At 60.8% G+C, this 13280-nt stretch carries 15 protein-coding genes, 1 tRNA gene and 1 pseudogene; 8 read left to right on the top strand and 9 right to left on the bottom strand.

Annotated features, from left to right (window positions below):
• The first annotated feature begins 68 nt into the window (after positions 1 to 68).
• The gene (locus VF629_RS05115; RefSeq protein WP_331057377.1) at positions 69 to 590 is read left to right on the top strand and encodes a hypothetical protein; all 522 of its coding nucleotides are present in this window, start codon (positions 69 to 71) and stop codon (positions 588 to 590) included.
• 224 nt (positions 591 to 814) lie between these two features.
• A complete protein-coding gene (locus VF629_RS05110; RefSeq protein ID WP_331057376.1) occupies positions 815 to 1378 on the top strand; it encodes a fasciclin domain-containing protein in 564 nt (187 codons plus the stop codon).
• Positions 1379 to 1612: 234 nt separating this feature from the next.
• Here the strand turns inward: VF629_RS05110 and VF629_RS05105 are convergent, their stop codons facing one another.
• Complete coding sequence (locus tag VF629_RS05105; RefSeq protein WP_331057375.1) at positions 1613 to 2752, bottom strand: DnaJ domain-containing protein; 1140 nt, start codon at positions 2750 to 2752, stop codon at positions 1613 to 1615.
• Positions 2753 to 2900: 148 nt separating this feature from the next.
• On the opposite strand from VF629_RS05105, the gene VF629_RS05100 reads away from it, so the two are divergent.
• The 3 genes from VF629_RS05100 to VF629_RS05090 are packed head-to-tail and all read left to right on the top strand — an operon-like array spanning position 2901 to position 4991.
• Positions 2901 to 3278, top strand: a complete 378-nt coding sequence (locus VF629_RS05100) for a phage holin family protein (protein ID WP_331057374.1) — start codon at positions 2901 to 2903, stop codon at positions 3276 to 3278.
• A gap of 5 nt (positions 3279 to 3283) precedes the next feature.
• On the top strand, positions 3284 to 4225 hold the full coding sequence (locus VF629_RS05095; protein WP_331057373.1) for a hypothetical protein: 942 nt from the start codon (positions 3284 to 3286) through the stop codon (positions 4223 to 4225).
• Positions 4197 to 4991: a geranylgeranylglyceryl/heptaprenylglyceryl phosphate synthase gene (locus VF629_RS05090; protein WP_331057372.1), complete on the top strand. Its 795-nt coding sequence runs from the start codon at positions 4197 to 4199 to the stop codon at positions 4989 to 4991. Before VF629_RS05095 ends, VF629_RS05090 begins: the two co-directional genes overlap by 29 nt.
• Before the next feature lie 53 nt (positions 4992 to 5044).
• On the opposite strand, the gene VF629_RS05085 is transcribed toward VF629_RS05090, so the two are convergent.
• Positions 5045 to 5854 (bottom strand): FAD-dependent monooxygenase, encoded by an 810-nt coding sequence (locus VF629_RS05085; protein WP_331057454.1) that lies wholly within the window; start codon positions 5852 to 5854, stop codon positions 5045 to 5047.
• 70 nt (positions 5855 to 5924) lie between these two features.
• A pseudogene (locus tag VF629_RS25770) lies at positions 5925 to 6185 on the bottom strand (FAD-dependent monooxygenase); the annotation flags it as partial.
• Positions 6186 to 6431: 246 nt separating this feature from the next.
• Between VF629_RS25770 and VF629_RS05075 the strand changes: the two are divergent.
• Positions 6432 to 7514, top strand: coding sequence for an SDR family NAD(P)-dependent oxidoreductase (locus tag VF629_RS05075; protein WP_331057370.1), 1083 nt, complete (start codon positions 6432 to 6434; stop codon positions 7512 to 7514).
• A 333-nt stretch (positions 7515 to 7847) separates the two neighbouring features.
• On the opposite strand, the gene VF629_RS05070 is transcribed toward VF629_RS05075, so the two are convergent.
• The 6 genes from VF629_RS05070 to VF629_RS05045 form a co-directional block, all read right to left on the bottom strand.
• Positions 7848 to 8345: a YrhA family protein gene (locus tag VF629_RS05070; RefSeq protein ID WP_331057369.1), complete on the bottom strand. Its 498-nt coding sequence runs from the start codon at positions 8343 to 8345 to the stop codon at positions 7848 to 7850.
• 9 nt (positions 8346 to 8354) lie between these two features.
• A complete protein-coding gene (locus tag VF629_RS05065) occupies positions 8355 to 8858 on the bottom strand; it encodes an HNH endonuclease signature motif containing protein (RefSeq protein WP_331057368.1) in 504 nt (167 codons plus the stop codon).
• Complete coding sequence (locus VF629_RS05060) at positions 8855 to 9082, bottom strand: hypothetical protein (RefSeq protein ID WP_331057367.1); 228 nt, start codon at positions 9080 to 9082, stop codon at positions 8855 to 8857. Before VF629_RS05060 ends, VF629_RS05065 begins: the two co-directional genes overlap by 4 nt.
• 391 nt (positions 9083 to 9473) lie before the next feature.
• Positions 9474 to 9947, bottom strand: coding sequence for a YrhA family protein (locus VF629_RS05055; RefSeq protein WP_331057366.1), 474 nt, complete (start codon positions 9945 to 9947; stop codon positions 9474 to 9476).
• A gap of 4 nt (positions 9948 to 9951) precedes the next feature.
• Positions 9952 to 11130 carry a type VI secretion system tube protein TssD gene (gene tssD / locus VF629_RS05050; protein ID WP_331057365.1) on the bottom strand — a complete coding sequence of 393 codons (1179 nt, stop codon included), beginning with the start codon at positions 11128 to 11130 and terminating at the stop codon, positions 9952 to 9954.
• A gap of 296 nt (positions 11131 to 11426) precedes the next feature.
• Positions 11427 to 11499 (bottom strand) — tRNA-Thr (locus VF629_RS05045).
• Between the two features lie 905 nt (positions 11500 to 12404).
• Between VF629_RS05045 and VF629_RS05040 the strand changes: the two genes are divergently transcribed.
• Positions 12405 to 12890 carry a hypothetical protein gene (locus tag VF629_RS05040; protein WP_331057364.1) on the top strand — a complete coding sequence of 162 codons (486 nt, stop codon included), beginning with the start codon at positions 12405 to 12407 and terminating at the stop codon, positions 12888 to 12890.
• A gap of 97 nt (positions 12891 to 12987) precedes the next feature.
• Complete coding sequence (locus tag VF629_RS05035; protein ID WP_331057363.1) at positions 12988 to 13239, top strand: hypothetical protein; 252 nt, start codon at positions 12988 to 12990, stop codon at positions 13237 to 13239.
• Positions 13240 to 13280 lie beyond the last annotated feature (41 nt).

Here is a 13280-nt window from a genome sequence, read left to right as displayed (position 1 = left end):
GTATTTATTCAGCACAAAGCTCAGCCAATAGTTATGGGCTTCTTTTGCAAAAGGATATACTTTAGCGCATGGGTTTGCAGATTCGCGGTGCCACTTTTCTGTTTCTATGGCTGGTACTGGCCAGTGGATGTTTTGCGCAACAGATACCGAGTTGGCCCCGTGACGCCAGCACCGGCCGAATCGAGTTTGCTGGGATGCTGCTGTGGCCAACGCCGACAGCTTCGCTTGCTCAAAAACAGGCCCTCCTTCGGCGGTGGTATGCGGAAAAGCTAACCACGCAGAAGCCCGAAGAATGGGCCAGATGGGAAAATTCGGAAATCACTTATGCCGAATTACCGACTTGGGCATGCATCGATTCAGTTTCTAACCCAACAGCTCCTGAAGAAGAGCGGGTAATCTGGCGCCTCTGTTTTCAAATCAGATGGATTCCCACTCCAATGGGAGTATCATATAAGTTCACTGAGTTCGAGTGCATCGAAATAGTTTTTGATGCCAGTACCTCAGGGCCGTTGGAAGAAGTACTCCTCAGTTACTCAAAAGAGCAAGCGGTGTTTCGAAGGCGTGTGCGGTGGGCCTTGGCCAGCTGGTGATAGCAGCAGCGGACGCCAGGAGCCTCAGACGTAATCATCGCGGATAGCGCATTGGGCTGCATTTTTTTGGGGCCTTGCACTCTCCAGTTTAGGCGATTTGCACAAAGGAAAATTCCTTTGGATGGCGCCCATTGTCAAGAAAGATACAGTCGAGGCAATCCATCGGCGCAAGTCGGCGCGTAAGTGGGGTATCATTCACAACATTCAAGCATCTGCTTATCCTGATGAAAAAGACTTTGTTTTCGCTCGCCCTAGTTGCCATGTTCAGCGTTGGTGCTGCCACCACCGTTTCGGCCCAGGCCGCCAAGACTGTAATGGTGGGTGGCGCGCCCATGTACCCCACGAAAAACATCGTGGAAAACGCCGTTAATTCGAAAGACCACACCACCCTGGTGGCCGCCGTGAAAGCCGCTGGCCTGGTAGAAACCCTGCAAGGCCCCGGTCCCTTCACCGTATTTGCCCCCACCAACGAAGCCTTCGCCAAGCTGCCCGCCGGCACAGTAGAAACCCTGGTGAAGCCCGAGAGCAAGGAAACCCTCACCAAAATCCTGACCTACCACGTGGTAGCCAGTCGCATGACCGCCGCCGACCTGACGAAGGCCATCAAAGCCGGCAAAGGCACCGCTACCCTCAAGACGGTAAGCGGTGGCACCCTGACGGCCACGGCCAAGGGCAAAACCATCGAGCTGAAAGACGAGAAAGGCGGCGTTTCGACCGTGACCATCGCCGACGTGCTCCAGAGCAACGGCGTTATCCACGTCGTGAACACGGTGTTGATGCCTAACTAACTTTCTGAGCTAGTTAACAAACGCAAAGAACCGCTGCCGGCCCCGTGCCAGCAGCGGTTCTTTGCGTTTGTTAACTAGCTAGCCCAGTCAACAGTAAAAAGGCCGTCATGCAGAGCGCCGCGAAGCATCTCGCGTGCCACCACTAGCTTTTTCAATGATTGGATTACTACCACACGCGAGATGCTTCGCGGCGCTCTGCATGACGGTTTAAGCTTAATTTATCCCTGCGTCTCCTCACTTACACTCGGCCTCCGCCTCCCGGGCGTATTCGTAGCCCAGCCGCAGGGCCCGCCGGTAAAACTCGCAGGCGGCCTCGGGCTTGCCGGTGCGGGTGGCCAGCCGGCCCAGCAGGAAATGCGTGCGGCCGTCGTTGGGGCGGGCTTGCAGCACCTGGAAGTATTCGGCCTGGGCGTCGTCGAAGCGGCCCAGCGCCGTCAGGGCCACGCCCCGCACCTGCACGTAGTGCCAGGGCGTGCCGGCCTGCGTGCGTCGGCGCTGGTTGATGCCCTGCGTGAGGTCGGCCAGCGCCAGCTCGGGGCGGTTGAGGTCGAGCAGGCGGGCCTGGCCCCGCGCCAGGTAGGCGCCGCTCAAGGTGCTGTCGAGTTTCAGGGCGCGGGTGTAGCTGAGCTCGGCGGCGGCGGGGCGGCCCAAGGCGGTTTCGCAGCGGCCCAGGCGGTAGAGCAGGTCGGCGGCCACGCGGCGGGGCTGGGGCTGCAGCAAGGCGGCCTGAAAGTCGGCCCGGGCGGCGTTGGCGTCGTGGTTGAGCAGCAGCTCCAGCTCGCCACGGCGGCGCAGGGCGGGCGCGTAGTCGGGCCGGAAGTGCAGGCTTTCCTCCATGAAGCTGTAAGCCGCCGCCAGCTGCCCCTGGCCGTAGGCGCGGAGGCCGTCTTCGTAGTTGGTGGTGGCCGTCACGCGGTCCATGGTCACTTTCACGGCCAGCGAAAACAGCAGAATGCCCGCCAGCAGCAGGCCCGTGAGCAGCCAGTCGCGCCGGTTGAAGCGCGCTTTGTGGCGCGGAATGCGCTGGTAGTGCCGCTCGTGGCTGCCGGCCGGGCGGCGGGTGCGCAGCGGCGCGGGCGGCGGCATGGGCACGCCGTACACGTGCTGGGTGGCGGGCCGGTGCGCCTGCTGGCGCCGCAGCTCCTCGGCCCGCCGGGCGGCCTGCGCCAACTGGAAGTCGTAGGTGGCGCGGCGGCCCGGGTCGCTGAGGATGCGGTAGGCCGTGGCAACGGCCTTGAACTGGTCCTCATAGCGGACGTCACCGCCGTGCTTGTCCGGGTGATACCGCACCACCAACTGCCGATACGCCCGCTTGATGTCGGCGGGCGCGGCGTTGGCGGCAACTCCAAGAACTTGATAATGATTCTGACTCACAGCTGGACAGCAAACACAAAGGACCGCACAAAAGTCAGCCGCGCGCCGGAATTTTTCGTAGAACCGGCGCAGTCTGCCCCTTTTTCTTCGGGAAGGGGCCGGCGCCACACGCTTCCTGTTCTTTTGTGCCACCCTATCTTCTCGCCGTATGGCCTTCGACGACGACACCTCCAAAACGCCCCGCAACGACAGCCTGATTGGCAACCTGACCGGCTACCTCGACACCCGCATCGACTTGGTGCGGCTCGAAGTTCAGCAAAAAACTTCCACCATCTTGGTGGGTACCCTGCACGGCGTCACCCTGGCGATACTGGCGCTGATGTTCGTCATCTTCCTCAGTGTTTTTGCGGGCCTGGCCCTGAACGAGGCCCTCGACAGCCACGTGTGGGGGTTTGGCATCGTGGCCGGTTTCTACCTGCTGCTGCTCGTACTGGTGCTGGTGGGCGTTGACAAAGCCGCCTTCCAAGGCCTCGCCAACAAACTGTTGAAGGACACCATCTACAAATCTGACAAACGCCAAGATTAGCCGCCATGAGTGACTTGCAAAACCCTCTGTTTGAAGAAGAAAAGGAATTTCTCGAACGCAAGAAGTTAGAGTACGAGCGTGCCCTGCGCGGCGACGTGGACCACATCAAGGACCAGTCGGTGAAGGCGGGCAAAGTCGCCTTGGTGGGCGCCGGCCTGGCCGGCAGCATCTGGCTCATCACCAAAGCCTTCAGCGGCAAAAAGCGCAAGCGCTACGGCAAGCGGAGCGACGACAAGTACGCGAGCTACGACCCGGATTTCGACGACCAGGACACCCCGGACTTCGACGGCGCTGACCAGGACCAAGACCAGGACAGCGAATTCGGCGCGCAGTATTTCACGGCCGGCAACGGCAAGCGCTACAAGAGCAAGACCAGCTACAAGTCGGCCGCTGCTTCGGCCGCCGTGTTTCAGGAGCAGCAAGACCAGGACCACAACGACCAGCCCGAGCAAGAGTACGAGTCCGACGACTTTGGCTTTGGCAATAGGCCCGCCGCGCAGTCGTACCACGCAGACGCTGCCCACGACGAGGACCAGCACCGCGAACCCTCGCCGTTCGACACCGAGGACTTCGAGGACGACCCTTTCCAGGACTTGCCCTACGACGACAGCCGCCGCCTGCCGGCCTCACACGCCTTCGACAACGAAGACGGCCAGGCGAATGCCAACTCCAACTCCCGCTCCAAAATGATTGGCTCGGTGCTGAAGGCTTTCTTGCAGACCGATACCGGCAAGGTACTGGTGGGGCAGGTGGCCGCCGTGGGCCTCGCGCTGGTGACAAAAAAAGTGAGCGAGTTTTTCCCGGCGCACAAAAATCCCGACCTTGCGGCCTCACCCGGCTACGCTCCCGCCGAAACTGGGTTCTCTCCCGTTTCGGCGGCGGCTCCGGTTGCCTCATCTGTTTCCCTCGATTCCCCGGATGCGTCCACCCACTCCCAGTCTATATGATGAGCTGTGCACCCGTCGGCAGCGTGGCCGCAAGGCGCTGGCGGTGTTGCTCGACCCGGATAATCTAACTGAAACCAGCTTGTTGCACTTGTTGCGCCTGAGCCAGGCGCATCCGGTCGACTACTTTTTCGTGGGGGGCAGCTTGGTGCTTAGTTCGCACCAGGCTGCCCTCATTACGTTGCTAAAGGAGCACTCCACGGTGCCGGTGCTGCTGTTTCCCAGCCACAGCCTGCACCTCGACGGTCCCGCCGACGGCATCCTGCTGCTCTCCCTGATTTCGGGCCGCAACCCCGACTTCCTGATTGGGCAGCACGTGGTGGCTGCGCCGCGCCTGCGCGCCAGCGGCCTGCAGCTGCTGCCCACGGGCTACATGCTCGTCGATTCGGGCCGGCCCACCACCGCTTCCTACGTGAGCAACACCGCGCCCCTGCCGCACGACAAGCCGGGCATTGCCGCCTGCACCGCCCTAGCTGGTGAGCAGTTAGGTCTCAAAATTATGTACCTGGACGGCGGCAGCGGCGCCCAGAACCCCGTGTCGGGCGCCATGATTGCGGCCGTGCGGGAGGCCGTAGCCACGCCCATCATCGTGGGCGGTGGGCTGAATTCGGGCGAGAAGGTGTACGCCGCACTGGCCGCTGGCGCCGACGTGGTGGTGGTGGGCAACCACATCGAAGCCGAGCCGGAGTTTTTGGCCCAGGCCGCGGGCGTGGTGGCTTCGTTCAAAAAACTGGCCCACCCGCAAGCAGTAGCCCAACAGCTTCAGTAGCCAGCCAGCACCGCGCTGCTCTGGCCGCTGCTGCGCAGGTTGTGGGGCACCGCTTAGTAGTTCAGCGAATACACCTGGAAGAATTGCTGCTCAACCAGCCGGGCGGGGGCGGCACGCATCACAAAATTGCGGAAAGCGCCGGCCACGCTGGTCAGGTAGCCCGCCCGGCCGATGAGGCGCGAGGTGCGCACGATGTGCGTCGCCCGTTTACGGCGCAGGCGCTGCATGGCGGCGAAGGCCAGCTCCGGGGTAGCCTCCTGAGCGAGGCACTGAGCCAGCACGTAGGCGTCTTCCACGGCCTGGCAGCCGCCCTGGCCCATGTACGGCGTGGCGGCGTGGGCGGCGTCGCCAATCAGGCAGACGTTGCCCTGGCTCCACTGCCGGATGGGGTCGAAGTCGGCGATGTCGTTGCGAATGATGCGGGCCTCCTCTGCGCTGGCCAAAATGGCGGGAATGGGGTAGGCGAAGCTCTGAAAGACGGCTTGCAGCTGAGCCTTCAGCTGGTGGCGGTCGGGGCCAACGAGGCCCGGCTTCACCACCGCAAACCAATCGACTACGCCATCGGCCACTTCCGAGAAGCCGAAGCGCACGCCATCGGCCCAGGCTTCCATGATGGCCTGTTTGTACTTTGGGGCAAGCTGCACCTCCGACATGCCCCGCCATACCACGTGCCCGGTGCCCGCAAAGCGCACACTTGGAAAAAGCTGCGTGCGGATGGGGGAGTGGATGCCGTCGGCGGCAATCACGAAGTCGGCCGTGATGGTGCTGCCATCGGCGAAGCTCACGGCCAAGCCGGTGGGCTCTTGGCGCAGCGACACGTAGGCCTTGGCCAGCAGCACCTGGGCCGGGTCGAGCTCTTGCAGCAGCAGCTCTTGCAGCCGCGCGCTTGATGGCCGTGGTGGTGTAGCCGAATTTTTGGCGAATCCGGTCTTGGTTGGTGCGCATAATGGGCCGCATCTGCCCGTCCACCACCTGAATGTCGCGCAGGGGGACGCCAGCGGCGTTGATTTTCTCGGCCAGGCCCAGCCGGTGGAACACCTGCATGGCGTTGGGTGCCATCCAAATGCCTGCGCCCAGGGGCAGAATTTTGGGCGCGGCCTCGCACACTTTCACGGCAATGCCCCGCTGCTGCAGCGCCACGGCGGCGGTAAGGCCGGCAATGCCGCCGCCAATGATGAGGCCGGGTGCGTGCATAAATTTTTTTGGGCGTGAAGAGTGGGTTTGCAAGCAAAGCACAAAGAAATCCGAGAAGCTGCACCCTGCCACCGTTCCGGCACTCAAACCGTGGCAAATAGCGGGCAGCAACTGGGAAAACCGAGCCCGACCGTATCCACAACAGCTTGCCGCGAAGCCAGGTTTTGCCGCCTCAACCGTAGCAACTTTACGCCAAAGCAAGCGGTAGGAACCGGTACTGCTGACTCACCCCGTTCTTCCCTTGCCATGAGCCCCAACTACAGTATTTCACCCGCAATGGTCCTCCGTCCGTGTTTTGTCCGTCTGGGCCGCCAGCTCATGGGCTGGCTGCTGGTTGTGGCGGTGCTGAGCGGCTGCGCCACTTCCAAGCCCGGCCCGGCGGTGCAGCGCAAAGTGCAGGGCAAAACCTACGTCATCATCGGGGCGTCGAGCGGTTTTGGCCGGGGCATGGCCGAGCAGCTGGGCGCCATGAAGGCCAACGTGGTACTGGCCGCGCGCCGCACCGAGGTGCTGGAAGAAGTGGCTACCAAGGTCCGGGCCGGCGGCGGCCAGGCCCTGGTCGTCACCACCGACATCAGCAAGCCCGAGCAAGTCCAGCGCCTCGCCGAGGCCGCCGTGCAGCAGTTTGGCCGCGTGGACGTGTGGGTGAACGACGTGGGCGTGGGCGGCATCGGCAAGTTTTGGGACATTCCCCTGGCCGACTATTCGCAGATAATTGACGTGAACCTGAAAGGCATCATCTACGGCAGCCAGGTGGCCGTGAAGCTGTTCCAGCGCCAAGGGCAGGGCACGCTCATGAACCTGGGTTCGGTGGAAAGCCACGTGCCGCTGGCCTACCACGCGGTGTACGCTTCCACCAAAGGCGCCATCCGCAACCTGGACCAGGCCCTCAACCATGAGCTGCGCCTGCAAGGCTACAAGAACATCGAAGTGGTAACCGTCGAGCCTTGGGCCGTGGACACGCCCTTTTGGGGCCACGCCGCCAACTACAGCGGCGGCACGCCCCGCATGGCCGCCATGGACCCGCCCTCCAAAGTGGTGAATGCCATGGTGCGCTCCTCGGTGCGGCCCCGGCAGGAGTTGCCCGTGGGCTGGAAGGCCCGCGGCGCGGTCATCTCCAAGCAGATAGCACCCCACTTCACCGAGCGCCTGTCGGCCAACATTGCCCACCGCTACCAGATGGAAACCGCGCCCCCGGCCTCCGCCACGCCGGGCTCCCTGTACCAGCCGCAGCCCACCGGCCGCGGCGTCGACGACGGCGTGCGTCCGCGCATGAAAGCCGAGCGGAAGCAACGCAAAGCGCCCAAAAATGCCAACGCGGCGCTCTAATCAAGCGGCCCTGATGAGCAGTTCTCCCGTCCGAACCCTGTAAGGCATGGTTGGCAAGGTGGATTAGCCGGCACCAGCCACCACGTTTCGTCCCAGCGTTTCACCTTCCCCTCGCCCTGCTGCAAGTGCGTCACCCCGCCACTGGGCTGGTCTACCGCATCAAGGTGTGCTGTCTCGACAACGGCTGTTAGGGCTGCCGCGAAGAGTAACTACAGGCCGCCTGATTTGCTCGTCTCAGCGCCAACTCTTCATCGTGAAATTATCGGCGGCACAGATGGGCTGTGCTTTGTCTGGGTCAGTTTGGAAACTGTCCGTGCTGCGCCGATACACGGGCTAAAAGTCTGACTCGTCATCGTCGCCCGCGTTCAGCATATTCGTCAGCAAGTGCTGAAACAATTCTTCGGCCGTGTCGAAGGGTTCGAAAACGGAATCGCCCACCACCCGGTCCGCAACCTCAAATTTATTTGCCGCCAAGTTGTGTCGGTAGGCGTCCATCCCGGATTCCGCAAAATAGACAAAATCCTTATCGGGCGTGTGGGCGAGGCGAAGCTGAATATTGGCCTCCAACAGGCCCTGAGCGTCAAGCTCATCGTCATCACGCAGCCGCGTTTCGCTGGCGTACAGCACGATGCCGTTCCAATCGAGTCCGTCTGCAACAGCCAAAAGCCCAAGGTACACCGGTGGCAACTCGTAGGACAGCGTATCCGCTACGCGCCGCCTGAACACCTCCTGGGATTTTTTGGAAAGCGGTGGCTGCTTTTTGACCTCGTACTGTTTAAGCCGGTCAAGCACGGTGTTCACCAGAGTAAAGATTTCAAATGATAGAATCATGAATGAAAATCAGGGCTTTTGGGGTGGATAAACAATTCCCTGGCTATAGGAAGGCCACTTAACCTGCACCGTTTGACCCGGCTGCAACTTGCCGGTATAAGTCTTTTGGTATCCTGTCACCACACTGTGGTAAGGTGTATTTTTAATCAAAAGCAAATTATCGAAACTGTTGTCCCCCCCGTCGTCCAGCGGCAGCTTATGATGCACTTGCCAACCTGTAGGAACGTGGCCGCCCTGCATTATTTTTAGTGCTTGGTCGTCGAATCCAGCTGCCCGTAGTTGGCGCTCATAGGCCGGGTCAGAACTGATTTTCTTCATGAACTTGGCCCGCACGCTCGAGTCAAACTTGCGGCGCAAGGCGTCGGTGTCCGCCTTCATGCGTTTGGTGTAAGTAATTTCCTCAAAGTGAAAACCGGGCAGTGCCTGGGGCTGCTTTTTGTAGCGACCCATCACATCCAGGTCCGCCAGCGAGCTTACCCGAATTCCTTTCACTTTGGCCAGCAAGGCAATCAATTCGGCTTCTTCCCCCGGAGCGAGCCGGCGGCGTGCTGCGCCACTAGGTAGCGGAGCCGTGCCTCGTCGCGGTCCACCGGCGGCAAGCCCGGCGCCTGGGCCGGGGTGGTGCTGCCCAGTATCAGGGCCAATATCAGCGCTATGGGCACCAGGAGCGAGGCCGCCACCGTTTCGGCCACCGCCTCTGGGACCGCCACCGGCGCAGGCGTGAGTAGAGGCGCCACAAACGGGTCAACCAGCCCTTGTGGCGGACTGCCGTGTTCCCGGGCGGGGGGCCACGTACGCGGCCGGCCAGCGGCTTGTGCGGTGTGGCGGCCCAACTCAGCAAAACACCGTCGTGGGGTACGTCCAGGGTTAGCTGCACTAGGCCGTGGCGCACCTTGGCCACCCTCAGCCCCGCTCGCCGGTGGCTAAGGCAAGGTCATAAGCTATTTGTTCGTCCTTGAGTAATTGCCCAACATATAGAAGCTGTTTAGAAAGTCAGAAGAACGGTGTAGAGACGCATATTTGCGTCTTATTAGTTGAACCAAAAACGCCGATGTTATTCAACGACGAGACGCAACTATGCGTCTCTACAGCAGCGAACCGACTTTTAAACAGCTTCATAGTTAAGAATTATTCCAGCATTAATTCAAACACACGTGTTAGTAGTTCTCCGGCTGTGTTAAAGCTTTCCACTACCGTAAGACCTACCCGCGTACAGATTTCAAACCCGTCGGTTGCCAGATTGTGGCGGTACAAGTCGAGGCCAGACTCGCCGTAGTACACGTACCCGCGGTTATAGTCGAGTATGCGCCACGCTTCGTTGGCCTCAACTAATCCGCGCACGGCGTATTTAACACAGCCGGCTTCATTGAAAAATGTTCGGTCCCGACTAGCGTAAAGCTGGCAACCGTTCCACTCGACACCGTTGGTGACGGCTAATACGTTCAGGTAGGCTTGGGGCACGTCGTAGCCTTCAAGCTGCTGACGGGCAGCAATCGTCAGGCGGACTATCTCGTCTACCGGAGCCGGCGATTCCATTTGCTGGTCGAACTCCTGCTGAATTGCCTGGATGCTATTAAGTTGAGCTTCTAAAGTCGCTTCCATGAAATTAGGGATAGATGTCGCCGTTGTACATCGGCCACTTCAAGTTAATAGTTTGACCCGGTTGCAGCCCCACCGTGTTTACGTTTTGGAGGTTTGTGATAGCCAAGTGCCAAGGGTCGTCTTCAATAAGCATTAAGTTGGTAACTGAGTTGTCGCCTCCGTCGTCGAGTGGCAATTTGTGATGCACGCGGTACGATTTCGGCACACCACCTTTGGCCATAAGTTCAAGGTCGGCATCATTCATTCCAACCTTTTTGAGGTGCGCAATCTTAGCTGGGTCGGCGACGAGGTCTTTAACGAACTGCTTTCGCACGGAAGCAAATTGACTACGCAACTTGGTCACATCCGCCTGCGGTCGCTTGGTATAGGCTAAGTCGGTTAGGTAGAAGCCTGGCAGCGGCTGCTCGTTGCCCCGCAATGGGCCGGATGCGTTCAAATTTTCTAACCGCTGAATGTGAATGCCCTTGACCTTGCCAAGCAAGGCAATCAATTCGGCTTCCTCGTCGGGGGCCAGCGTGCCAGCCGCGTGTTTGGCCACGAGTTCGCGCAGGCGCAACTCATCAGGGTTAATGGGTGGGAAGTGCGGCTGTGGAATGCCCGGCGCCTGGGCCGGGGTGGTGCTGCCCAGTATCAGGGCCAGTATCAGTGCTATGGGCACCAGGAGCGAGGCCGCTACCGTTTCGGCCACCGCCTCCGCCACCGCTTCGGCCGCTGGGGTCGCATTCAGCAGTGGTACCACAAACGGGTCAACCAGCCCTTGTTGCGGGCCGCCGTGCTCGCCAGGGGCCGGGGACACGTACGCGGCCGGCCCGCCGGGGCGCATGCTCAACTGCGGGGCGGCAATGGTCAGGTGGCAGACGTAAGCCCCCGCGTCGGCCTCGCCACTGGCAAAGTCCTCCCGGTAGCCCACACACTCGCCCGCTTCCCAGGCCAGCGTTTCCAGCACCGGCCCGCCTCTCCCGTCAAAAAACACAACCTGCCCGCCCAGGGGCTTGTGCGGGGCGGCGGCCCAGCCCAGCAGCACGTCGTCGTGGGGCACGTCCAGGGTCAGGCGCACCAGGCCGTGGCGCACCTTGGCGCTCACCCGGCCCCGCTCACCGGTGGCTTGAGTAAATTCATAGGAGCAGTGCCGCACGGGGTAGCGCTGGCCAGCCACCTGCAATTCGGCGGAGAAGGAAGCCATGAACAGAACAAGGCCAGCCGGGATAGACGGTTGGCCCCGCAAGCTACATTACCGTTCTGTATTCCAAGATTCCGGCTTACGTGCTTGTCGGCGCGTTTCAAGCGGGCACCTTCCGGCCATGGCTTTCTTGTCGCTTCGCAACATAAATTGGGCAACCATACATGGGGACGTTCCTCGCGTAGGAAGCCCCCGGCTTCGCGTCGTGGAGAACCGAGACCCCCAGACGCAAAAAACCCGGAAAACTGCTTTCACGACGTGAGAAGCGGTTTCCCGGGTGCTCCGGTTATCTTAATCTGAGCCGATTATTGGACTCGAACCAACGACCTGCTCATTACGAATGAGCTGCTCTACCAACTGAGCTAAATCGGCTTGTTTCCCGACCAGCGTTTTGGATGGGACTGCAAAGATAAACAGGATTTGAAAATGCGGGCAATAACCGTTGGCATTTTCGCCGCATTTTCCTGTTTACGGAGGGGAGGTGGGTGAGGTGGGCTTTTCCCGGTTGTAGCGTCGCACTATCTGCGGCAGGTCGCGCGAATGGTAGCGGCCTCGCTGCAGGTCGGCCGCTAGGGCAGTGTTGTCGCCAATAGAAAGAAGCGGCGTTTTTGGGAAAATTCCACCAGTAGGTATTCACTATTGGCTGGCCCCGGCGGGAGAGCAACAACTCGCGCCGGCTCGCGGAGGCGCCCTGGCCTCCGTTCACGACGTTGCGCTCGTAGAGCTGCGCGGAGCCGGCCACAAGCTGCCGAAGAAACAATCGCATCACCAGGTTGGCCATGCCGTTCACTACTTGGTGCTGCCTGTTTACCAGCTTGGTGTAGCTCGATACCGTGCCCATGGGAAAGCTGCACGCCAAGTACCGCACGGTGTCGATGCCCTTAATGTAGCCGTAAGACCGCACTTCTTCTGGCCTGAGCACCAGCTGTGTGGCTCCGGGCAGAGGCACGAACTTGATGCGAGCCTGCTGCTGGTGCATTGGACTCAGGCGAATGGCCCCGTTGATGCTGTCGCCGGAATGCATGACCACGTAAGCCGGCCACAAACACTGCGCGAGGCAGGAGAAATTCAGCAGCAACAGCGCGCCAACCAGCGCCAACCGAACGAGGGCGAGGAACAGAGAAACTGCCATGGTACCGCAATTTAAACGCTTGATGTCATTTACGCAACCGCTGCCTCGAAAGCCCAGTTGACACGCCGTCGTTTGCAACGGGCTCCAACAACCCTGCTTGCGGCTTTGGCGTTTTGCTTCTTACCCCGCACCCTAACCACCGGACATGAAAAAGAAAAAAACCTCTGTGCCACAGGCCCTAATGGCCGGTTTGGCTGGCTCCGTGGCCCTGACAGCTATTCACGAAACGGTGCGCCAATTTCGCCCCAAGGATGCCCCGCGCATGGACGTGCTGGGCATGCGCGGCCTGCGTAAACTGCTGGGCAAAGCCGACGCTCCGCAGCCCGATAATGACACGCTGTATGGCCTGACCATGGTGGGTGATATTATAAGTAATGGGTTGTATTACAGTTTGGTGGGTAGTGGGCGCGACGCTATTCGGCGCGGGCTGCTGCTGGGTATGGCGGCCGGGGTGGGCGGCGTGCTGCTGCCCGGCCCGCTGGGCTTGGGCGAAGGGCCCAGCAACCGCACCCCCCAAACCAAGCTAATGACCGTGGCGTGGTACACGGTGGGCGGACTGGTGGCGGGCGCCGTAGCCAAGCAGCTGCGCCGCAAGCCCGGCCGCCGGTCAAACACGGGCAAGCGGCCGTAAGGGCCAAGGGCACCAAAGCGGGGGTGAAACATGTTGCTTGGTCAACCGTCAACTGGTGCGGGTTGTACCTTGCGGCGGCATTTACGTTTCAGAATTTATGCGTTTCTGGCTCATCTTCATTCTTCTCTTTTTTGCGGTGCGGTACGTGCTGCCCATCGTGTTGCGGCTGGTGCTGGCCGGCTTTGTGCGCAAGCAGATGCGCAACGGCGGCTTTGTGGTACCGCAGCCCGGCCCGGCCCCGGCGCCCGGCGAAATCCGGGTGGACTATGTTCCGCCCACGGCTCCAGAAAAGGAGAAGCCACAGAGCTTCAAAGGTGGTGAATACGTTGACTTTGAGGAAATAAAATAAGCGCGCAAGGTTTCGCGGAGTGAAAAGAGGTTTCGCAAAGT

Source organism: Hymenobacter sp., from assembly GCF_036388155.1.
GTDB lineage: Bacteria > Bacteroidota > Bacteroidia > Cytophagales > Hymenobacteraceae > Hymenobacter.
Note: the sequence above shows the minus strand (reverse complement) of the source record. Positions and strands in the feature narration are given on the sequence as shown.

What these genes read in the sequence shown, in the direction of transcription:
- VF629_RS05115 (WP_331057377.1), top strand. Translation starts at nt 69, where the DNA reads ATGGGTTTGCAGATTCGCGGTGCCACTTTTCTGTTTCTATGGCTGGTA.
- VF629_RS05110 (WP_331057376.1), top strand. Translation starts at nt 815, where the DNA reads ATGAAAAAGACTTTGTTTTCGCTCGCCCTAGTTGCCATGTTCAGCGTT.
- VF629_RS05100 (WP_331057374.1), top strand. Translation starts at nt 2,901, where the DNA reads ATGGCCTTCGACGACGACACCTCCAAAACGCCCCGCAACGACAGCCTG.
- VF629_RS05095 (WP_331057373.1), top strand. Translation starts at nt 3,284, where the DNA reads ATGAGTGACTTGCAAAACCCTCTGTTTGAAGAAGAAAAGGAATTTCTC.
- VF629_RS05090 (WP_331057372.1), top strand. Translation starts at nt 4,197, where the DNA reads ATGCGTCCACCCACTCCCAGTCTATATGATGAGCTGTGCACCCGTCGG.
- VF629_RS05075 (WP_331057370.1), top strand. Translation starts at nt 6,432, where the DNA reads ATGAGCCCCAACTACAGTATTTCACCCGCAATGGTCCTCCGTCCGTGT.
- VF629_RS05070 (WP_331057369.1), bottom strand. Translation starts at nt 8,345, where the DNA reads ATGATTCTATCATTTGAAATCTTTACTCTGGTGAACACCGTGCTTGAC.
- VF629_RS05055 (WP_331057366.1), bottom strand. Translation starts at nt 9,947, where the DNA reads ATGGAAGCGACTTTAGAAGCTCAACTTAATAGCATCCAGGCAATTCAG.
- tssD (WP_331057365.1), bottom strand. Translation starts at nt 11,130, where the DNA reads ATGGCTTCCTTCTCCGCCGAATTGCAGGTGGCTGGCCAGCGCTACCCC.
- VF629_RS05040 (WP_331057364.1), top strand. Translation starts at nt 12,405, where the DNA reads ATGAAAAAGAAAAAAACCTCTGTGCCACAGGCCCTAATGGCCGGTTTG.
- VF629_RS05035 (WP_331057363.1), top strand. Translation starts at nt 12,988, where the DNA reads ATGCGTTTCTGGCTCATCTTCATTCTTCTCTTTTTTGCGGTGCGGTAC.